This window comes from Bradyrhizobium sp. 4, assembly GCF_023100905.1.
GTDB lineage: Bacteria > Pseudomonadota > Alphaproteobacteria > Rhizobiales > Xanthobacteraceae > Bradyrhizobium.
This window is the reverse complement of record NZ_CP064686.1, coordinates 6,912,374-6,932,071: the sequence shown is the minus strand read 5'-3', so window position 1 is coordinate 6,932,071 and position 19,698 is coordinate 6,912,374. Positions and strand designations below refer to the sequence as shown.

Below are 19,698 nucleotides of genomic sequence, written 5' to 3'. Positions count from 1 at the left end.
GCATTCAGGTCCGGTGCTTCGGCAGGTCAATCCGTTCGTGTGAGAACTCCGGCGGGCCATCGGTCAGACGGCGGATCCGGCGCTCGCGTTCGTCCTCAGAGAGGGCAGGATCGAGCAACCCCTCGAGTTCATGCACTGCGAGCTCTTCGATCCTGGTGGCATCCGAGGCGAGCGGGTGTCCTGGCGGGAGTGCCGGGGGCGCGACCTTCAGGCCCAGTTCGACCAGCGTGCGGATAGCATCCGAGCGCGACAGGTGATGGGCTTCGGCCCAATTATCGACGGCCGCGGTCAGGCTTTCCGGCATCTTCACCGCGCTGATGGGATCACGCCCGGTGCGCCGGCGTACCGAAGCGATGGAGTCCTTCTCGTTGAAGTCGGACACGTCGATGTTCCCGCGCAACCATGTCAGATCATCGAGACTAGACGCCATTTGCGGCCCGCTGTTTGATGCCGATCAATGACCTTCTGTGGCATTGCAGCGCGCCCTCATCTTGTTGTCCGGGTCCATTTCGGCCAATGGTTGCAAGGGCGCGCCCCCCCGGCGAACCCGGATCGATCCTGCTACGTATGTCTTTTGGACGCGCGTCCCAACCATCCGGCATCATCCGATGACATCAGCCTTTTATAGCGGCATTCCGGTCTTTCGCGGCTTCACCAGCCTGATGGACCCCGCTTTGTATTCGCCGCTGCCCGACGACTGGAGCGTCGGCGTTGCCGACATCGTGGATTCGACCAAGGCCATCGCGGCGCAGCGTTACAAGGCGGTGAACATGGCCGGTGCCGCCGTGATCGCGGCGGTGACGAACGCATTGGAGGGACGCGAATTTCCCTTCGTGTTCGGCGGCGACGGCGCGAGTTTTGCGGTCGCTCCCCGCGATCTCGAGCCGGCCCGCGAGGCTTTGGCTGCGACCGCGACCTGGGTGCGGGAAGATCTCGATTTGGGGATGCGCGTCGCGCTGGTGCCGGTGAGCGCCATCCGCGCGCAGGGCCTCGACGTGCGCGTCGCGCGCTTCGGTCCCTCGGCCAATTTGTCCTATGCGATGTTCTCGGGCGGCGGGCTCGCCTGGGCCGACGCCGCGATGAAGCGCGGCGAGTTTGCGATCACCGAAGCGCCCGCGGGCACGCAGCCCGATCTCTCCGGCCTGTCCTGCCGCTTCGAGGTCATTCCGGCGGCGCGCGGCCTGATCCTGTCCGTGCTGGTGATGCCGACCCAGGGCGCCGATCCCTCGGCATTCCGCAAGGTGATCGAGGACATCATCCATCTCGTCGAGCGCAGTCCGGATGCCGGTCGGCCCGTGCCGCCGCAAGGTCCGCCGCTGACATGGCCGCCGCAGGGGCTGGACTATGAGGCGCGCACCAAGCGCGGAGGTCCGTTGCTCGCACGCCGCGCCAGCGTGCTGGCCTATACGCTTTTCGTCTATCTGATCATGCGCTTCAATCTCAAGGTCGGCGGCTTCGTGCCGAAGCTTTATAAGCGGCAGCTCGTGGAGAACTCCGACTTCCGCAAATATGACGACGGCCTGCGCATGATCCTCGACTGTACGCCGGAGCTCGAGCGCGCCCTCAGTGATCGCCTCGCGACTGCCGCGCGCGACGGCATCGTGCGTTACGGCCTCCACCAGCAGGATGCAGCGATGATGACCTGCTTCACCCCGTCCGCGCTGCGCAGTGACCACGTCCATTTTATCGACGGTGCGCGGGGCGGCTACGCTTCGGCGGCGACGGCGCTGAAGGCGATGATGGCGTGAAGCGCTAGCGCCCCGCCCGGGTCCACGTTTCTCCGCCGCAGAGCGCGCCAACGCACCCCTCAACCCGCAGCGAATCCGCTGATGTCACCGTAACGCTGCTCGCATAGGTGCTGCCGTCGTCGGCATTGTAGATCTGACCCGACCATTTGCTCGGCCCTGACGGCTGCATGCCGCTGAACAATGGCAAGCCGATCATCGGGCGCCTGGCGAGGGCGGGATTGGGATTCTTGCTGTCGGTGGCGGGCTGGCCGGTCGCGGTGTCGTGGGGTTCACGCAGCCAGACGACATTGCCGCAGATGCCGCCGCCGCATTTGCTGATCTTGACGCGGGCGTCGCCGGCCTGGGTCAGCCAGGTCCCGTCGGCGCTCTGCGCATGGGCGGCAGTCGCGCCAAGGAGCGCAGCCAGAAGGACGATGAGAGCAGCGAATCTGGAAGTCATGGAGAGAGCCCCAAAGTGGAGCGCCTCCATAGCAGCCTAGCAGGATAGTGCAACGCTGGATGGAATCACATTCGCGCGTTTATTTGCCTGCGTGCATTGACCTGTGCTCATTTGCCCCAGCGTACCAAGGCGACCGAGGCCGCGGTCGATAGCCCGAACACCGCCATTGCGCCGCCGACCAGCGCGAACAGGGTCCAGGCCGGAGCCTGCGCCATCATGAGGGCGCCGCCGCCGATCGCGACGATCAGCAGCCGCGCGGTGGAGGCGAGCACGGGACCGCCGACCCGCGCCGCGCCCTGCGAGGAGAAATACAGCGACACGCCCATGCCGAAGAACACGAAGGTCGGACCCGCCCAATGGAAATAGCTGTGCGCGGCGGCGGCAACGCCGGGATCCCTGGTGAAGAGCGAAACCCACAGTGACGGATCGAGCGCGATGACGACGCCGATCAGGCCCACCGTGATTCCCGAGGCCGCGGCCGCGGTCCAGGCCACGCGCCGCGCGCGCTTCACCTGTCCGGCGCCCATCGCCATGCCGACCATCGGCACCGAGGCGATGCCGAAGGCGAAGGTGATCGGAATCAGCAAGAATTCCAGCCGCGAGCCGATGCCATAACCGGCCAGCATCTCGGTGCCGAAGGTCGCCAGGATCTTGGTGAAGATCAAAATGGTGAGTACCGTCTGGAGCGGCGACAGGCAGGCCACCGCGCCGACCTTGAGGATGTCGAAGAACAACGCGCGATCGAAATGGAAGGCGCGGAAATCCAGCGGCAGCCGGCTGCGGCCGGACCAGAGATACCAGAGGAAGAAGATCGCGGCACAGGTGAACGCGATCAACTGACCGGCGGCGACACCGGGCATGCCGAATTGCGGCACACCGAACAGGCCGAGCCCCAGCGTGCCGCCGAGCGCGATCTGGAGCACGCTCGTCCCGATCAGCGCCATCGAGGGCAGGCGCATGTCGCCAGTGCCGCGGATCACCGAGGCCAGCGTGTTGACGAGCCAGATCGCGACCGCGCCGGAGAACAGCATTTGCGAATAGCCGCTGGCTTCCTCGAGCACGCGCTCGCGCCCGCCCAGCAGCGTGAAGAACGAGCGGCCGAAGACGAGCATCGTCACCGTGAAGAAAAGCCCGCCGCAGAGGCCGATGATGGCGGCATGCAGCGCCAGCGTCGCCGCACGGGTCCGATCGCCTGCGCCGAGCGCGCGGCTGATCGCAGACGAGACGCCGCCGCCCATCGCGCCCGCGCTCATCATCTGCGTCAGCATGGCGAACGGAAACACCAGCGCGATCGCTGCGAGCGGGATTGTGCCGAGCCGGCCGATATAGGAGGTCTCGGCGATCGCAACCAACGTGCTGCCGACCATCGCGATCATGTTGGGGATCGCAAGCCGCAGCAGCGTCGGCAGGATCGGTGCCGTCAAAAGACTGGCGATGGGGGAGGCGGCCGGGGCAGGCGGCGGCACGGCGTCCAGGGAGGCGTCGATCGTCATGTGTCACCGCGCGGAATATTAGATGATGATCGACATATTATATGGCGTACAGCCCCGGCACCAGCCGCGCCTCACGCAGGGCTCACCAGGGCAGGCCGCAGAGGTCGATGGTGCCCAGCGTCGGCGCGCTGACGATGTTGCAGACATAGGGCGCCATGTGAGTGAAGCGGATCCGCCCCTCCGGCTGCTCGCAATAGACCTCGCCCTTGAAGGGGAGCCAGCTGCGGGCCTCGTAGAAGGCGACATTGTGCGGCTCGCAGAACAGCAGCGCGAAGCGGACCGCCTCGTTGGCGCGCATGGTATGCAGCGCGGCGTCGATCGCCATGGTCGCATAGCCGCGGCCGCGCCGGTCCTCCCGCGTGCAGACGCCGCCGATGCCGCCGATGTGAACCTTCTGCCCATTCCAGGTGACGGTGCGGAAGTAGATGCCGACGTGGCAGACGAGACCATCCTCGGGGGTCTCGATGAGCACGCGCAGGTCGGCATTGGCCCATTTGACGTGAGCCCAGGGCTGCTTCCCGACGATATCAGGCCCGAAGACCGCCCGATGCAGCGGCTCCGCCATCCGCCACGAGGCGTCGCCGTTCAAAATGTCGATCTCGATGCTCATCGCTCTCTCTTTCGCATCTCCGCGCCGTCGGTGCGTTTCGTTCTGCCATAAGCACCTCAAAGGCAATGATATTTTACGGCCTGGTTGAGACGCCGACATCCTTGCGACGATTTTATGCAATCCGGCCAAGCCGCCGCACCACGCTTTTGGAAAAATTCGCGGTATTTAACGGCCACGGAACCTTCTATAAGGGGTGACCGTTAAGTCTCGTTCCCCCATCAGTCGCGGACAACACCCATGACCTTTACGCTGCCCCCACTCCCCTACGCCTATGACGCCCTCGGACAATTCATGTCGAAGGAAACGCTCGAATTCCACCACGACAAGCATCATCAGGCCTATGTCACCAACGGCAACAACGCGCTCAAGGGCACCGAATGGGAAGGCAAGTCCCTTGAGGAGATCGTCAAGGGCTCGTTCGGCAAGAACCCCGCGGTGTTCAACAATGCCGGCCAGCACTACAACCACATCCATTTCTGGAGCTGGATGAAGCCCAATGGCGGCGGCACCAAGCTGCCGGGCAAGATCGAGAAGAAGATCAACGAGGACCTCGGCGGCTTCGAGAAGTTCAAGACGGACTTCCAGGCGGCCGGCGTCGGCCAGTTCGGCTCCGGCTGGTGCTGGCTCCAGGTCAAGAACGGCAAGCTCGAGATTGCCAAGACCCCGAACGGCGAGAATCCGCTGGTGCACGGCGCCACCCCGATCCTCGGCTGCGACGTCTGGGAGCACTCCTACTACATCGACTATCGCAACCGCCGTCCCGATTATCTGAAGGCGTTTGTCGAGAACCTCGTGAACTGGGAATACGTCGAGTCCCTGTTCGACAAGGCCTGAGCTCGACAAGGCCTGAGGCTTCACGCATTCCGGATGCGGCCTTGCCGCTCCGGAATGCCGGACTTGAAAAGGCGGTCGCAGGCGCGGCCGCCTTTTTGCTGTGCGGAATTCGCACTTCGTCCGCATGGCCGTGCGCGAGGTGCGCATCGCTCCCGTCATCGTACTGTTTGCATCGCATCTGCGGCGCCCTTAATCAGGACGGGCATCACCCTCGAGCCGAACGCGCCCGTTGTCAGAACCCTCCCCGAAAGACCCGGCGCCCGCCGAGGACGCGGAATCCGAGCCGCGGCCGGGTCGCGTGCGGAAGCCGATCGGCTGGTCGACCATCATCATCGCAGCGCTGGTGGCGGTGAGCGCGGGGCTGGTCTGGCGGCGTGACGGCACCGACGGTGTTCTCGACATACTGACCCACGATCTCTCGCTGTTCGGCGGCATCCTGCCGCGCGTGCTGGCTGGTTGCCTGCTCGGCGCGTTCATCTCCGAGATCCTGCCGCACGAAAAAGTCTCGCGCGCGCTCGGGCCGAAATCGGGCCTCAAAGGCCTTCTGATCGGCACCGCCTTCGGCGCGATCCTGCCCGGCGGTCCCTTCACCGCCTATCCCGTGGCGAGTGCGCTGCTCGCGGTCGGCGCCGATTTCGGTGCCACCATCGCCATGGTCGTGAGCTGGACCTTGATCGGCTATGGCCGGGCGGTGGCCTGGGAAATCCCGATCATGGGCACCGACTTCACGCTGTGGCGCATTGTCATCTCGCTGCCGTTGCCGGTGCTCGCAGGCGCGCTCGGCCGCTTCGTATATGTCCGGCTCTATCCGAAGCCCGTCCTGAAGGACGATGAGAATTGAGCGCCGCGCTCCTGATCGACATCCTGTTGTGGGGCTCGGTGTTCGGCGTTGGCCTGATCGCCTTTCGCCGCGGCCCACCGGTGTTCAAGGCCTCGCTGCGCGAAGGCTCGATGGACTTCATCAACATCGTGCCACGGATCGCGCTGGGGGTGATCGGCTCCGGCTACATCGCCGCCATCATCCCGCAGGAGGTGATCAGCGGCTGGCTAGGCCCGGACAGCGGCTGGCTCGGGGTCGCGACTGCCGTGGTCGCCGGGGCCGCGACGCCCGGCGGCCCGGTGATCGGGTTCTCCATCGGTACGGTGGCGCTGAAATCGGGCGGTGGGGTGCCGCAGGTGGTCGCCTATGTCGTCGCCTGGGCGCTGTTTGCCTTCCAGCGGGTGATTTTGTGGGAAATGCCCTTCATGCCGGCCCGTTTCGTCTGGTTCCGCTGTGCGGTCTCGCTGCCGTTCCCGTTCGTCGCCGCCGCCATTTCCATGGTGATTGGCAAGCCTTGAGCCCGGCGTGGACAGGGGTAATGTTATAATATAACGTTTCGGCATGGTTCCCGCCGCGTCCCCAGCCCATCATCACGACTATGCTCATGGCCATTCCCATGATCACGGGCATTCGCACGGACACGATCACAGCCACCCGCTTAACACCCACGCCCATGTCCACGATGCGGCCTCTCCGCATCCGGCTCAGGCGGCGCACTGGTCGATCCTGCGCATGACGATGGCCGCCCGCCTCGCGGCCGCGCTCGCGGTCTGCGCCGTGCTCTGGGGCGTGGTCTTCCTGGCAATGAGGTGACCATGGCGGCGCTGCATTTTCACAACGTTACGCTCGGCTATGACCGCCATCCGGCCGTGCACCATCTCAATGGTGAGGTCGCGCCGGGTGCGTTGCTGGCCGTGATCGGCCCGAACGGCGCCGGCAAGTCGACGCTGCTGCGCGGCATCGTCGGCATCCTCAGGCCGCTCGACGGCAGCATCCATCTCGGCGGGCTCGACAGCCGCGATATCGCCTATCTGCCGCAGAGCGCGGAGATCGACCGCAGCTTCCCGATCTCGGTGCTGGACTTCGTTGCCACCGGTCTGTGGCGTGGGACCGGCCTGTTCGGCGGCATCGGCAAGGCGGCGCGCGAAAAGATCCTCCGCGCGATCGCTTCCGTTGGCCTCAACGGCTTCGAGAACCGCCCGATCGGCACACTCTCGGGCGGCCAGATGCAGCGCGTGCTGTTCGCGCGCGTACTGCTCCAGGACGCGCGGCTGATCGTGCTCGACGAGCCCTTCAACGCCATCGACAGCAAGACGACGGCCGATCTGCTGACGCTGGTGAAGCACTGGCATGGCGAGGGCCGCACCGTGCTCGCCGCGCTGCACGACATGGAGATGGTGCGCACCCATTTCAGCGAGACGCTAGTGCTGGCGCGCGGTCCCGTGGCGTGGGGGCCGACGGCGGAGGTGCTGACGCCGGAAAACCTGATGGTCGCGATGCGGATGTGCGAAGCCTTCGACGATAGCGCCGCCGCCTGCTCGGCCGATGATGCCCGCTCACGGGCGGCTTGATATTCGATGCTCTATGACGCGCTGATCGGCCCGTTCACCGAATTCGAGTTCATGCGACGTGCGCTTGCGGCCGTCATCGCGCTGTCGCTCGCGGGTGCGCCGATCGGCGTGTTCCTGATGTTGCGGCGGATGAGCCTGGTCGGCGACGCCATGGCACATGCAATCCTTCCCGGCGCCGCTGTCGGTTTTCTGCTCTCAGGTCTCAATCTGTTCGCGATGACGGCCGGAGGCCTGATCGCAGGTTTTGCCGTCGCGATCCTCGCAGGCCTCGTCGCGCGCTCGACCGGGTTGAAGGAAGATGCCTCGCTCGCGACCTTCTATCTGGCATCGCTGGCGCTGGGCGTGACGATCGTCTCGATCAAGGGCACCAATATCGACCTGCTGCACGTGCTGTTCGGCAATATTCTCGCGATGGACGACCATACGCTGTTGGTCGTCGCCTTCAACGCCACGGTGACGCTGCTGGTGCTCGCGGTGATCTACCGGCCGCTGGTGATCGAAAGTGTCGACCCCTTGTTCTTGCGCACCGTGAGCCGGGCTGGCGGGCCTGCGCATCTCGCTTTCCTCGCGCTGGTCGTGATCAACCTCGTCAACGGCTTTCAGGCGCTCGGCACGCTGCTCGCGGTCGGTCTGATGATCCTGCCGGCCGGCATAGCGCGGTTCTGGTCGCGCGATCTCACCGTCATGATTTGCATCGCGGTCGTCGCTGCCGCAGTCTCCGGCTATGCAGGTCTCGTGCTGTCGTTCCAGACCCGTGTGCCCTCGGGCCCTGCGATCATTCTGGTGGCGAGCGCGCTTTACACCGTCTCCGTCCTGTTCGGCCGGGTCGGCGGCGTCGTCAGGCAGCTGTTTCCCGGCCGGCATCTGGAAGCGTGATAGCGATGCGGCGCATCCTGCTTTGTGTGCTTTTGCTGATTGCCTCGCCGCTGCACGCCGCGGAGCAACTGAAGGTCGTCGCGAGCTTCTCGATCCTCGCCGATTTCGTCCGCAATGTCGGCGGCGACCGGATCAATCTGACGACGCTGGTCGGGGCCGACAGCGACGTCCACGTCTACACGCCCGCGCCAAGCGATGCGAAGCGGATCGCGGACGCAAATCTCGTCGTCGTCAACGGGCTTGGTCTCGAGGGTTGGCTGCCGCGCCTCGTGCAGTCCTCGGGAAGCAAGGCGCAGGTGGTCACCGCGAGCGCGGGCATCGCGCCGCTCAAGCTCGGCTCTGCCGCAGACCCGCATGGCTGGCAGTCCGTCCCCAACGCCAAAATCTACGTCACCGACATCGCCGATGCGCTGGCTACGGCCGACCCAGATGATGCGGAGTTCTTCCGCGCCCAGGCCAAGGCCTATCTGGAAAAGCTCGAAACGCTCGACCGCGAGGTCCGCGAAGCCGTGGCCAAAATCCCGCAGGAGCGGCGCAAGGTGATCTCGACCCATGACGCCTTCGGGTATTTCGCCGCCGAATACGGCGTCAGGTTCATCGCGCCCTTGGGCGTCTCGACGGAAACCGAGCCCAGCGCGCGGGACATCGCCACCATCATCGGCCAGATCAAGGCCCAAAAAATCCCGGCCGTGTTCCTGGAAAATATCAGCGACGACCGGCTGATCCGGCGGATCGCGGCGGAGACCGGCTCAAAAGTCGGTGGGACCCTGATTTCGGACGGTTTGACCGGCGAAAAGGGGCCTGCACCCACTTACATTGATATGGTCAGGCACAATATAAAGGCCCTGACCAGCGCGCTTGACCACTAGGGCAGGGGCCACCCCGCCTCGCGTCGCGCGAAAAGCCCGAAGTCCGGAGTTGTTATGTCTGAAGCGACCGCCCCAAAAATTCCCGTGACCGTCCTGACCGGCTATCTCGGTGCCGGCAAGACCACGCTGTTGAACCGCATCCTGTCGGAAAACCACGGCAAGAAGTACGCCGTCATCGTCAACGAGTTCGGCGAGATAGGCATCGACAACGACCTCATCATCGGCGCCGATGAGGAAGTGTTCGAGATGAACAACGGCTGCATCTGCTGCACCGTGCGCGGCGATCTCGTGCGCATCATGGAAGGCCTGATGAAGCGCAAGGGCAAGTTCGACGCCATCATCGTCGAGACCACCGGTCTTGCCGATCCGGCACCGGTGGCCCAGACCTTCTTCGTCGACGAGGACGTGCAGAAGAACGCGCGCCTTGACGCGGTCGTCACGGTTGCGGATGCCAAGTGGCTGTCCGACCGTCTCAAGGATGCACCCGAGGCCAAGAACCAGATCGCCTTTGCCGACGTCATCGTGCTGAACAAGACCGATCTCGTCACCAAGGCCGAGCTTGCCGAGGTCGAGGCTCGCATCCGCGCCATCAACCCCTATGCGAAGCTGCACCGCACCGAGCGCTGCTCGGTGGCTTTGGCGGACGTGCTCGACCGCGGCGCTTTCGACCTCGACCGCATCCTCGACATCGAGCCGGACTTCCTGAATGCCGAGGATCATGACCACGACCATGATCATCATCACCACGGTCACGATCATGATCACGGCCACGGCCTGAAGCACTATCACGACGAGGACATGCAATCGCTGTCGCTCAAGACCGACAAGCCGCTTGATCCGAACGTGTTCATGCCCTGGCTCCAGAATCTGGTGCAGGTGGAGGGCGGCAAGATCCTGCGCTCCAAGGGCATCCTCGCTTTCCACGACGACGACGACCGCTACGTCTTCCAGGGCGTGCACATGATGCTGGAGGGCAATCACCAGCGCAAATGGAAGGACGGCGAGCCGCGCGAGAGCCGCCTCGTCTTCATCGGTCGCGAATTGCCGCAAGATCTCATTCGCCAGGGTTTTGAGAGCTGCATCGTCTCGTGATGAAAGAGTTTACGCCGCCCGCCGATTGCGCCTCGATCGTCTCCGTCACCGAGCGCGTCAAGCCGCTCGCGCTCGGGACGGTCGTGACCTCCGTGCATTTCCTTGGGCCTCGCGCCGCCTTCGTTGGCGGCGAGGAGAACGTTGCGTTCGTGGATGGCCAGGGTGAGATCAGCAAGGTCGCCGTGCACAGCGGCGGCATTCTCTCGGCCGCCTCCGACGGCAAGCGCCTCGTGATGGGCGGCGACGATGGAAAAGTCGTGTCGCTCGACGCCAAGGGCGAGGTGACGCTGCTTGCCACCGACCCGAAGCGGCGCTGGATCGATGCGGTAGCGCTGCATCCGGACGGTGCCTACGCCTGGTCGGCCGGCAAGACCGCTTTCTTCAAGAGCGGCAAGAGCGAGGAGAAGTCGCTCGAGGTGCCCTCGACCGTCGGCGGCCTCGCGTTTGCGCCGAAGGGCCAGCGTCTCGCGATCGCCCATTACAACGGCGCGACGCTGTGGTTTCCCAACATGGCGGGATCGGCCGAATTCCTGCCCTGGGCCGGCTCGCATCTCGGCGTTACCTTCAGCCCGGACAACAAATTCCTGGTCACCACGATGCACGAATCGGCGCTGCACGGCTGGCGGCTTGCCGACAACAGGCACATGCGCATGACCGGCTATCCCGGCCGCGTCCGCTCGATGTCGTGGAGCGCGGGCGGCAAGGGGCTCGCGACTTCGGGCGCCGACACCGTCATCATATGGCCGTTCGCCAGCAAGGACGGCCCGATGGGCAAGGAGCCTGCGATGCTCGCGCCGCTGCAGGCGCGCGTGTCGGTCGTTGCCTGCCATCCCAGGAACGACATCTTCGCCGCCGGCTATAGCGACGGCACCGTGCTGATGGTGCGTCTGGAGGACGGCGCCGAGATCCTCGTCCGCCGCAATGGCACCCCGCCGGTGGCCGCGCTCGCCTGGAATGCCAAGGGGACGCTGCTGGCGTTTGCCGACGAAAATGGGGACGGCGGCCTGCTGGAGCTTTAATCTGTCATCGTTCCGACCGTAGATGGGGCCATGCGGTTTCTGACGACCTTCCAGCTCGCTGACTTCGCGGACACGCTGGTCAGCCTGTTCACGGCCTTCGTGCTGGGCACGCTGATCGGTGCCGAGCGGCAATACCGGCAGCGCACCGCGGGCCTGCGTACCAACGTGCTGGTCGCGGTCGGCGCCGCCGCCTTCGTCGATCTCGCCATGCACCTGACCGGCGCCGACGGCGCGGTGCGGGTGATCTCCTACGTCGTCTCGGGCATCGGCTTCCTCGGCGCCGGCGTCATCATGAAGCAGGGCATGGACGTGCGCGGGCTCAATACCGCGGCGACGCTGTGGGCTTCGGCCGCGGTCGGCTCCTGCGCCGGCGCCGACATGGTCGCGCAGGCCGCGGCGCTCACCGTCTTCGTCATTGCCGGCAACACCATGCTGCGGCCGCTGGTCAACGCCATCAACCGCATCCCTCTCAACGAGAAGACCTCCGAGGCGACCTATTACTTCAAGCTCGCGGTCGCATCGGACGCCTTGCCCGACATGCGTGACCGGCTCGTTGAGAAGCTCGAGAGCGCAAAATATCTGGTGGCCGATATCGAAATGGTCGAAACCGGGGATGATCTGATCGAGATCGTGGCAAAGCTGGTCGCGAGCGCCGTCGATCCAAACGAGCTGAATGCAGTGGCCACCGATCTCCAGCACCTGCCCGGCGTCCGCCACGCCACCTGGGAAGTCAGCACCACGGACTGAGCGCGGCGATTGGGCGCGCAGCCGCCGAGTTCCCGCACCACGGGCAGGGAACCGCGGACCGGCGATTTCGTTGATCCCACGGACAAAGGCGGTGATCGACATGCCCGGCCAATATGAGAAGCGCAGACTGAAGATCGACCTGATGGTTGCCTGCTCGCTGTTCGCGGCGGGCGTCGTGGTGTCAGGCATGTCGCTGGCGCAAATCCGCGCCGAGACCCGGATGCAGACGGCCCAGGCGACGCAACCCCTTCAGGGCACGCCGTCCGACGATCAGAACAAGCCTGCGGAGGCCAAGCCCGGCGGTGATCGGCCGACCACGCCAGCCCCAGAGCCCGCGCGGCCCGACCCGCAGACGCAGGGCGCTGCCGGTGCGGCTAAACCAACATTGCCGCCGGCGCCAGCCGAGAAGATCGCGCCGCCGATCGAGAGGAAGTAGCTAACTGCCAGCTGTGGCGTCATGGCCGGGCTTGTCCCGGCCATCCACGTTCTTGGAGTCGCGAGAAAGAAGTGCGTGGATGCCCGGGACAAGTCCGGGCATGACGGCACAATCACCGCACCAAAACGTTCCGGAACTGCCAGGGATCGCTGGTGTCGATATCTTCCGGAAACAGTCCAGGACGATCCGTCAGCGGGGTCCAGTCGGTGTAGAAACCCTTGACCGGCCCGAGATACGGCAGCTGAATTTCCAGCAGACGGTCGAAATCCATCTCGTCGGCTTCGACGATGCCCTCGTTCGGGTTTTCCAGCGCCCACACCATGCCGCCGAGCACGGCGGAGGTCACCTGCAGGCCGGTGGCGTTCTGATAGGGCGCGAGCTTGCGGGTCTCCTCGATGGAGAGCTGCGAGCCGAACCAATAGGCATTGTTGTCATGGCCGAACAGCAGCACGCCGAGTTCGTCGATGCCGTCGACGATTTCGTTCTCGTCGAGGATGTGGTGCTTTTCCTGCATCTTAGCGGCGCGGCCGAACATTTCATGCAGCGACAGCACGGCATCGTCAGCCGGATGATAGGCATAGTGGCAGGTCGGCCGATAGACCGCCGTGCCCGATGCGTCGCGCACGGTGAAATAGTCCGCGATCGAGATCGACTCGTTGTGGGTGACAAGGAAGCCATACTGCGCGCCGCGGGTCGGGCACCAGGTGCGCACGCGCGTATTGGCGCCGGGCTGCATCAGATAGATGGCGGCGCCGCAGCCGGATTCGTGGGTGCGCGCATTCTCGGGCATCCATTTTTCGTGGGTGCCCCAGCCGAGTTCTGATGGCTGCACGCCTTCCGACAGGAAACCTTCCACCGACCAGGTGTTGACGAAGACATCGGGCTCTTTCGGCTTCTTGGAGCGCTGGGTGTCGCGTTCGGCGATGTGGATGCCCTTGATGCCGGCCTGTCGCATCAAGTCCGCCCATTCGGCTTTGGTCTTCGGCTTGGGCGCATTGAGCTTCAGGTCAGCGGCGACGTTGAGCAGCGCCTGCTTGACGAAAAACGAGACCATGCCGGGATTGGCGCCACAGCAGGAGACGGCCGTGGTCGAGCCCGCGGGGCGCGCCTTCTTGGCGGCCAGCGTCGCTTCGCGAAGGGCGTAGTTGGAGCGCGCCTCCGGGCCCTTCGAGGAATCGAAATAGAAGCCGAGCCAGGGCTCGTTGACGGTGTCGATATAGAGAGCGCCGAGCTCGTTGCAGAGCTCCATGATGTCGGTTGAGCCGGTGTCGACCGAGAGATTGACGCAAAAGCCCTGGCCGCCGCCCTCAGTGAGCAGCGGGGTCAGCAACTCCCGATAATTGTCCTTGGTCACGCCCTTCTGGATGAAGCGCACATTGTGCTTCTCGCAATGAGCCTTGCGCCCCTCGTCCTTCGGATCGATCACGGTGATGCGCGACTTGTCGTAATCGAGATGCCGCTCGATCAGCGGCAACGTGCCTTTGCCGATGGAGCCGAAGCCGACCATGACGATGGGACCAGTGATCTTCGCGTAGATCTGCGAGGCGGGGCTCATGGGATGGTTTCTCCGGAACGTGCTGGCGAACAAATGGTGGGGGATGGCTCAGGCGCTGCGGCGCTTGGCAGTGGCTTCGATTTCGACCTTCATCTCGGGCTTGTAGAGCGCCGAGACGACGAGAAGCGTGGCGGCCGGGCGGATCTCGCCGAGGACTTCGCCGCAGACCGCGAAATGCGCGTCCGCATCCTTGATGTCGGTGATGTAGTAGGTCACGCGGACGATGTCGGCCATCTCGAAGCCGCCCTCCTTCAGGGCAGCTTCGATGGTCTTGAAGCAGTTGCGTGACTGGCTCGTGACATCGGCCGGCATTGTCATCGTGGTGTAGTCGTAACCGGTGGTCCCCGCGACGAAGGCGAACTCGCCGTCGATCACGGCGCGGCTGTAGCCGGCGGTCTTCTCGAACGGGGAGCCGGTGGAAATCAGGCGGCGGGACATTGGTCGTGGGCCTCGACTGAAGAGGAATTTCGTGGGGTTTAGGGGCAATTTGCCGGCCTGCGCAACCCCAAAGGAACGAAGCCTAACGCAGGCACAGCCGGGCGTTGCCGCTTAACGCGGCGGGGTCGTCGCCATCATGGCGATCCCTTAGGCCGCGCGCGCCTGGAGGGCGCGAACTACCCTCCGTTTGGGCAAGGCCGTCCCAGTCGGGACGATCATCCCGGCGGCGCCCTCCAGCGCGCCTGTCGTGAATTCGATCGCCAGCAGGCGGTCGCGTTCGAACGGACCGGGCAGCGACAGCTCGCCGGTGTTGGCCGCGGAGAAGCCGAAGCGGGCGTAATAAGGGGCATCGCCGAGCAGGATCACGGCGGCATGGCCGCGCGCCCGGGCGGCAGCCAGCGCTTGTTGCATCAGCGCGGCGCCGATCCCGAGCTCGCGGCAGGCAGGGTCCACCGCCAGCGGTCCGAGGACCAGAGCGGGCCTGCCTCCGGCGCTGACGTGCCACAGCCGCACGGTTCCCACGAGCTTCCCCTCGCGCATCGCGGTCAGCGCGAGGCCGGCTGCGGGTGCGCGTCCGTCACGCAGGCGCTGGCAGGTGCGGCCATAGCGGTTCTCGCCAAAGGACGCATCGAGCAGCGCTTCACGCATCGCAACGTCGGCCGCACGCTCCGCACGGATCGCGAACGGAGCGGCTTTCGAGGTGGGATCAACCTGTGTCTTCCGAAGAGCAGTCATGGCGCGTCAGTCCCCGCTTGAAACGGACGTGCCCAAAGCACCCGGTCCAAGGCGTCGTCAGAAATCGAAATGTCAGGGAGGGAGCCGGCAAGCCGGCTCCCGGGTTCGTCAGGCCTCGGAAAGAGAGGCGATCAGATATGGTAGGTCTTCAGCGGCGGGATGCCGTTGAACGCCACCGCCGAGTAGGTCGACGTATAGGCCCCGGTGCCTTCGATCAACAGCTTGTCGCCGATCTCGAGCGTCACCGGAAGCGGATACGGGTTCTTCTCGTACAGCACGTCGGCGCTGTCGCAGGTCGGGCCCGCGAGCACGCACGGCGTCATGTCCGCACCGTCATGCGGGGTGCGGATAGCGTAACGGATCGACTCGTCCATGGTCTCGGCGAGACCGCCGAACTTGCCGATGTCCAGATAGACCCAGCGCACCTCGTCTTCGTCGCTCTTCTTCGAGATGAGCACGACTTCGGACTCGATGATGCCGGCGTTGCCCACCATGCCGCGGCCCGGCTCGATGATGGTCTCCGGAATCTGGTTGCCGAAGTGCTTGCGCAGCGCGCGGAAGATCGAGCGCCCGTAGGTCACCACCGGCGGCACGTCCTTCAGGTACTTGGTCGGGAAACCGCCGCCCATGTTGACCATGGTCAGGTTGATGCCGCGCTCGGCGCAGTCGCGGAACACCTGCGAGGCCATCGCCAGCGCACGGTCCCACGCCTTCACCTTGCGCTGCTGCGAGCCGACATGGAAGGAGATGCCGCACGGCTCCAGGCCCAGACGCTTGGCAACGTCGAGTACGTCGACGGCCATCTCCGGGTCGCAGCCGAACTTGCGCGACAGCGGCCATTCGGCGCCGGCGCAGTCGTAGAGGATGCGGCAGAACACCTTTGCGCCGGGCGCGGCACGGGCGATCTTCTCGACCTCGGCGGTGCAATCGACCGCGAACAGCCGAATGCCGAGCGCGAAGGCGCGAGCGATGTCGCGCTCCTTCTTGATCGTGTTGCCGAAGGAGATGCGGTCGGGCGTCGCACCGGCGGCCAGCGCCATCTCGATCTCGGCGACCGTCGCGGTGTCGAAGCAGGAGCCCATGGAGGCGAGCAAAGTCAGCACTTCCGGCGCCGGGTTCGCCTTGACGGCATAGAACACGCGGCTGTCGGGTAGCGCCTTGGCAAAGGTCTGGTAATTGTCGCGCACGACTTCGAGGTCGACGACGAGGCACGGTTCGGTGTCGAGGCCCTCGCTGCGGCGGTTGCGCAGGAATTCCTGGATACGGTCGGTCATAGCACTCTCCCAAACGGCCCAGCGACGGGGATCCGTTCAAAAAATGACGTCGGATAAGAGCGCTCCGGCCAGATCGCGCGATGGAGGCGCGACGAGCCAAAGACTCACATCAGACTGTGCTGCCGTGGATTGGTTGGGAATGTTCCCGCCCGCACACCTGGCAATGAAGGACAAGCCTTTTCAGTAGCCCGCGCCGGCGTTGGACTGCCGGTAGAGACCAAAAAAGCCCGATCCGTCGTTGCTTTAAGTCGCGTCCCCCGTTGAGAGCGGGGTGCGCCGGTTCGCCTCCGGCTGCCAGTCACGGTTGCAAAGAGCAAAGTCACCTTCGACAAGGCATCTCTTTGAGAGAGATGCTGGACGCTCCGGGTTTGCTTTCGTCTTCCGGCTATGAGCCTTCCGACTTCCACACTTCCGAAGAGCCCCTCGGCTTCTTCACCCCTTGGCGGCTGTCCGGCCTCTTGTCCGGATACCTACCGACTGACACACGACCACAGGCACGTGCGAAATTGGGCAATCCGCACATAAGTGTTTTGACTCTGCTTCGCAAGAGATTTTTTAGACTGCGAACAGAATTGCCTAACATCTGCTTGCGCAGTGTTGCGCGAGCGACGCGGAAGATGAACGCGCGTTAAGTTTTCTGCGCGCGTGTCTCTCGCACGCGAGGAAGTGTCAGCCGCGCTTCGTGAACGGCTCGACGCGCTGAGCGGCGCGGATGAAGGCAGTCATCACGAGCACGCCGAGTGCAAACAGCGCGGCCTGAAGGATGTGCGTGCCCTGCTCGGCCAGCCCGAACAGGATCGCGAGCGCCCAGCCGCCGGCAAACGCCGCGCCGAACACCTCGGCGCCGATCAGGATGGCGGCGCTGATGACGGTGATGACGCTCGGCCAGACGATCCGACGGGAAGACGAGGAGGTCGCGTTCATGAGCTCAGGGGTCCTAGGCTTGGAGGGCCGCAATCTCCCCGAAAAGGCAGCCGGGAGCAAGGGCAAATGGCCCAAAAAAGCCCCATCGCGTGCTATAGCTGGCCGCAACAATCGAGCCACAAATCGGGACTTGTAATGTCAGAACCCCGCCAAACTACGGACTCCGAGACCAACCCGCTGCTGAAGGCCTGGGTGACGCCGTTTGCGACCCCGCCCTTCGACGAGATCAAGCCGGAGCACTTCCTCCCGGCCTTCGAGCAGGCCTTCGCCGACCACTCCGCCGAGATCGCAGCGATCACCAGCGACCCGACCGCGGCCGACTTCGCCAACACCATCACGGCGCTGGAGCGCTCGGGCAAGCTGCTCAGCAAGGTCGCGTCGGTCTTCTACGACCTCGTCTCCGCGCATTCCAACCCGGCCATCCTGGAGATCGACAAGGAGGTTTCCTTGCGGATGGCGCGGCACTGGAATCCGATCATGATGAACGCCGTGCTGTTTGGCCGCATCGCCCAGCTGCACGAGAACCGCGCCAATCTCGGTCTGACACTGGAACAGCTCCGCCTGCTCGAGCGCACCTACACCCGCTTCCACCGCTCCGGCGCCGGCCTCTCCGAGGAGGCCAAGACGCGGATGGCGGAGATCAACGAGAGACTCGCCCAGCTCGGGACCAGCTTCAGTCATCATCTGCTCGGCGACGAGCAGGAATGGTTCATGGAGCTCGGCGAAGCCGACCGCCAGGGCCTGCCGGAGAGTTTTGTCGCCAGCGCCAAGGCTGCGGCAGAAGAACGCGGCATGGCCGGCAAGGCCATCGTCACCCTGTCGCGCTCCTCGGTCGAACAGTTCCTGAAGAGCTCGGCCCGGCGTGACCTGCGCGAGAAGGTCTACAAGGCTTTCACCGCGCGGGGCGACAACGGCAATTCCAACGACAACAACGCGACCATCGTCGAGGTCCTCAAGCTGCGCGAGGAGAGCGCCAATCTCCTGGGTTACCCGACCTTCGCGGCCTACCGGCTCGAGGATTCCATGGCCAAGACGCCGGAAGCGGTGCGCGGCCTTCTGGAGCGGGTCTGGAAGCCGGCGCGGGCGCGGGCGCTCGCCGACCGCGACGACATGCAGGCGCTGATCACCGAGGAGGGCGGCAATTTCAAGCTCGCCCCCTGGGACTGGCGCTTCTATGCCGAAAAGCTGCGCCTTCAGCGCGCCAATTTCGACGACGCCGCGATCAAGCCGTATCTCGCGCTCGACCACATGATCGCCGCCGCCTTCGACTGCGCCACGCGCCTGTTCGGCGTCACCTTCGAGGAGCGCAAGGACGTGCCGGTCTGGCATCCGGATGTCCGGGTTTGGGAGATGAAGGGGCGGGACGGCAAGCACAAAGCGCTGTTCTATGGCGACTACTTCGCCCGGCCGTCGAAACGCTCTGGCGCGTGGATGACCTCGTTGCGCGACCAGCAGAAGCTCGACGGCGAGGTCGCGCCGCTGATCCTCAATATCTGCAACTTCTCCAAGGGCGCGGATGGGGAACCCTCGCTGCTGTCGCCCGACGATGCCCGCACCCTGTTCCACGAGTTCGGCCACGGCCTGCACGGGATGCTCTCCAACGTGACCTACCCCTCGCTGTCGGGCACCTCCGTGTTCACCGACTTCGTCGAGCTACCCTCGCAGCTGTACGAGCACTGGCAGGAGCGGCCCGAGGTGCTGCAGCAGTTCGCACGCCACTACCAGACCGGCGAGCCGCTGCCGGACGATCTGCTGCAACGGTTCCTGGCCGCGCGAAAATTCAACCAGGGTTTCGCCACCGTCGAGTTCGTCTCCTCGGCGCTGATCGATCTCGAATTCCACACCCAGCCGCCCTCCGCCGCGCAGGATGTCCGCGCCTTCGAGAGACGCGAGCTGGAAAAGATCGGCATGCCCGAGGAGATATCGCTGCGTCATCGGCCGACGCAATTCGGTCACATCTTCACTGGCGATCATTATGCCGCCGGCTATTACAGCTACATGTGGTCTGAGGTGATGGACGCCGACGCCTTCGGTGCATTCGAGGAAGCCGGCGACATCTTCGATCCGGCCATCGCAAAACGTCTGCACGACGACATCTACTCGAGCGGCGGATCGGTTGATCCGGAAGCCGCCTATGAGGCCTTCCGCGGCCGGCCGCCGGAGCCCGACGCGCTCTTGCGCCGCCGCGGCCTGCTCGACGCTCCGAAGGCGGCCTGAC

22 protein-coding genes are annotated in these 19,698 nt (G+C 64.8%); 13 read left to right on the top strand and 9 right to left on the bottom strand.

Annotated elements, in window-relative coordinates; genetic code table 11:
• Nucleotides 1-4: 4 nt before the first annotated feature.
• On the bottom strand, nucleotides 5-430 hold the full coding sequence (locus tag IVB45_RS33165; protein ID WP_247357838.1) for a ribbon-helix-helix domain-containing protein: 426 nt from the start codon (nucleotides 428-430) through the stop codon (nucleotides 5-7).
• A gap of 178 nt (nucleotides 431-608) precedes the next feature.
• Here IVB45_RS33165 and IVB45_RS33160 point away from each other — a divergent pair, with 178 nt between their 5' ends.
• Complete coding sequence (locus IVB45_RS33160) at nucleotides 609-1,748, top strand: DUF3095 domain-containing protein (protein WP_247357839.1); 1,140 nt, start codon at nucleotides 609-611, stop codon at nucleotides 1,746-1,748.
• A 4-nt stretch (nucleotides 1,749-1,752) separates the two neighbouring features.
• Here IVB45_RS33160 and IVB45_RS33155 read toward each other — a convergent pair whose 3' ends face one another.
• The 3 genes from IVB45_RS33155 to IVB45_RS33145 all read right to left on the bottom strand — a co-directional run bounded on the left by IVB45_RS33155 (nucleotide 1,753) and on the right by IVB45_RS33145 (nucleotide 4,290).
• Nucleotides 1,753-2,187 carry a DUF2147 domain-containing protein gene (locus IVB45_RS33155; RefSeq protein ID WP_027565559.1) on the bottom strand — a complete coding sequence of 145 codons (435 nt, stop codon included), beginning with the start codon at nucleotides 2,185-2,187 and terminating at the stop codon, nucleotides 1,753-1,755.
• A 107-nt stretch (nucleotides 2,188-2,294) separates the two neighbouring features.
• Entirely contained in the window at nucleotides 2,295-3,680 is a 1,386-nt protein-coding gene (locus tag IVB45_RS33150; RefSeq protein ID WP_247357840.1) for an MATE family efflux transporter, read from the bottom strand.
• Nucleotides 3,681-3,762: 82 nt separating this feature from the next.
• Nucleotides 3,763-4,290 carry a GNAT family N-acetyltransferase gene (locus IVB45_RS33145; RefSeq protein ID WP_027565557.1) on the bottom strand — a complete coding sequence of 176 codons (528 nt, stop codon included), beginning with the start codon at nucleotides 4,288-4,290 and terminating at the stop codon, nucleotides 3,763-3,765.
• A 237-nt stretch (nucleotides 4,291-4,527) separates the two neighbouring features.
• Between IVB45_RS33145 and IVB45_RS33140 the strand changes: the two genes are divergently transcribed.
• The 11 genes from IVB45_RS33140 to IVB45_RS33090 all read left to right on the top strand — a co-directional run bounded on the left by IVB45_RS33140 (nucleotide 4,528) and on the right by IVB45_RS33090 (nucleotide 12,554).
• Nucleotides 4,528-5,124, top strand: a complete 597-nt coding sequence (locus IVB45_RS33140) for a superoxide dismutase (protein ID WP_007615200.1) — start codon at nucleotides 4,528-4,530, stop codon at nucleotides 5,122-5,124.
• Between the two features lie 229 nt (nucleotides 5,125-5,353).
• Entirely contained in the window at nucleotides 5,354-5,965 is a 612-nt protein-coding gene (locus IVB45_RS33135) for a permease (RefSeq protein WP_247357841.1), read from the top strand.
• Complete coding sequence (locus IVB45_RS33130; RefSeq protein WP_247357842.1) at nucleotides 5,962-6,462, top strand: hypothetical protein; 501 nt, start codon at nucleotides 5,962-5,964, stop codon at nucleotides 6,460-6,462. Before IVB45_RS33135 ends, IVB45_RS33130 begins: the two co-directional genes overlap by 4 nt.
• 43 nt (nucleotides 6,463-6,505) lie before the next feature.
• A complete protein-coding gene (locus IVB45_RS33125; protein WP_247357843.1) occupies nucleotides 6,506-6,757 on the top strand; it encodes a hypothetical protein in 252 nt (83 codons plus the stop codon).
• Nucleotides 6,758-6,759: 2 nt separating this feature from the next.
• A complete protein-coding gene (locus IVB45_RS33120; protein ID WP_247284733.1) occupies nucleotides 6,760-7,515 on the top strand; it encodes an ABC transporter ATP-binding protein in 756 nt (251 codons plus the stop codon).
• Between the two features lie 6 nt (nucleotides 7,516-7,521).
• The gene (locus IVB45_RS33115; RefSeq protein ID WP_247357844.1) at nucleotides 7,522-8,391 is read left to right on the top strand and encodes a metal ABC transporter permease; all 870 of its coding nucleotides are present in this window, start codon (nucleotides 7,522-7,524) and stop codon (nucleotides 8,389-8,391) included.
• 5 nt (nucleotides 8,392-8,396) lie between these two features.
• Nucleotides 8,397-9,260, top strand: a complete 864-nt coding sequence (locus IVB45_RS33110; RefSeq protein ID WP_247357845.1) for a metal ABC transporter substrate-binding protein — start codon at nucleotides 8,397-8,399, stop codon at nucleotides 9,258-9,260.
• 54 nt (nucleotides 9,261-9,314) lie between these two features.
• Nucleotides 9,315-10,352, top strand: a complete 1,038-nt coding sequence (locus IVB45_RS33105; RefSeq protein WP_247357846.1) for a GTP-binding protein — start codon at nucleotides 9,315-9,317, stop codon at nucleotides 10,350-10,352.
• The gene (locus IVB45_RS33100) at nucleotides 10,352-11,371 is read left to right on the top strand and encodes a WD40 repeat domain-containing protein (RefSeq protein ID WP_247358118.1); all 1,020 of its coding nucleotides are present in this window, start codon (nucleotides 10,352-10,354) and stop codon (nucleotides 11,369-11,371) included. Before IVB45_RS33105 ends, IVB45_RS33100 begins: the two co-directional genes overlap by 1 nt.
• Nucleotides 11,372-11,401: 30 nt before the next feature.
• Nucleotides 11,402-12,118, top strand: a complete 717-nt coding sequence (locus IVB45_RS33095; protein WP_247357847.1) for an MgtC/SapB family protein — start codon at nucleotides 11,402-11,404, stop codon at nucleotides 12,116-12,118.
• A 100-nt stretch (nucleotides 12,119-12,218) separates the two neighbouring features.
• Nucleotides 12,219-12,554: a hypothetical protein gene (locus IVB45_RS33090; protein ID WP_247358119.1), complete on the top strand. Its 336-nt coding sequence runs from the start codon at nucleotides 12,219-12,221 to the stop codon at nucleotides 12,552-12,554.
• 112 nt (nucleotides 12,555-12,666) lie between these two features.
• On the opposite strand, the gene IVB45_RS33085 is transcribed toward IVB45_RS33090, so the two are convergent.
• From IVB45_RS33085 to IVB45_RS33065, 5 genes are all read right to left on the bottom strand, one after another.
• Nucleotides 12,667-14,109: a homospermidine synthase gene (locus tag IVB45_RS33085; protein ID WP_247357848.1), complete on the bottom strand. Its 1,443-nt coding sequence runs from the start codon at nucleotides 14,107-14,109 to the stop codon at nucleotides 12,667-12,669.
• 48 nt (nucleotides 14,110-14,157) lie between these two features.
• Nucleotides 14,158-14,547 (bottom strand): RidA family protein, encoded by a 390-nt coding sequence (locus IVB45_RS33080; protein WP_247357849.1) that lies wholly within the window; start codon nucleotides 14,545-14,547, stop codon nucleotides 14,158-14,160.
• A gap of 147 nt (nucleotides 14,548-14,694) precedes the next feature.
• On the bottom strand, nucleotides 14,695-15,282 hold the full coding sequence (locus IVB45_RS33075) for an N-acetyltransferase (RefSeq protein ID WP_247357850.1): 588 nt from the start codon (nucleotides 15,280-15,282) through the stop codon (nucleotides 14,695-14,697).
• 131 nt (nucleotides 15,283-15,413) lie between these two features.
• On the bottom strand, nucleotides 15,414-16,556 hold the full coding sequence (locus IVB45_RS33070; RefSeq protein ID WP_027565545.1) for a type III PLP-dependent enzyme: 1,143 nt from the start codon (nucleotides 16,554-16,556) through the stop codon (nucleotides 15,414-15,416).
• Nucleotides 16,557-17,225: 669 nt separating this feature from the next.
• Nucleotides 17,226-17,480, bottom strand: a complete 255-nt coding sequence (locus IVB45_RS33065; RefSeq protein WP_247357851.1) for a hypothetical protein — start codon at nucleotides 17,478-17,480, stop codon at nucleotides 17,226-17,228.
• A gap of 135 nt (nucleotides 17,481-17,615) precedes the next feature.
• On the opposite strand from IVB45_RS33065, the gene IVB45_RS33060 reads away from it, so the two are divergent.
• Nucleotides 17,616-19,697 (top strand): M3 family metallopeptidase, encoded by a 2,082-nt coding sequence (locus IVB45_RS33060; protein WP_247357852.1) that lies wholly within the window; start codon nucleotides 17,616-17,618, stop codon nucleotides 19,695-19,697.
• The last annotated feature ends 1 nt before the right edge of the window (nucleotide 19,698 follow it).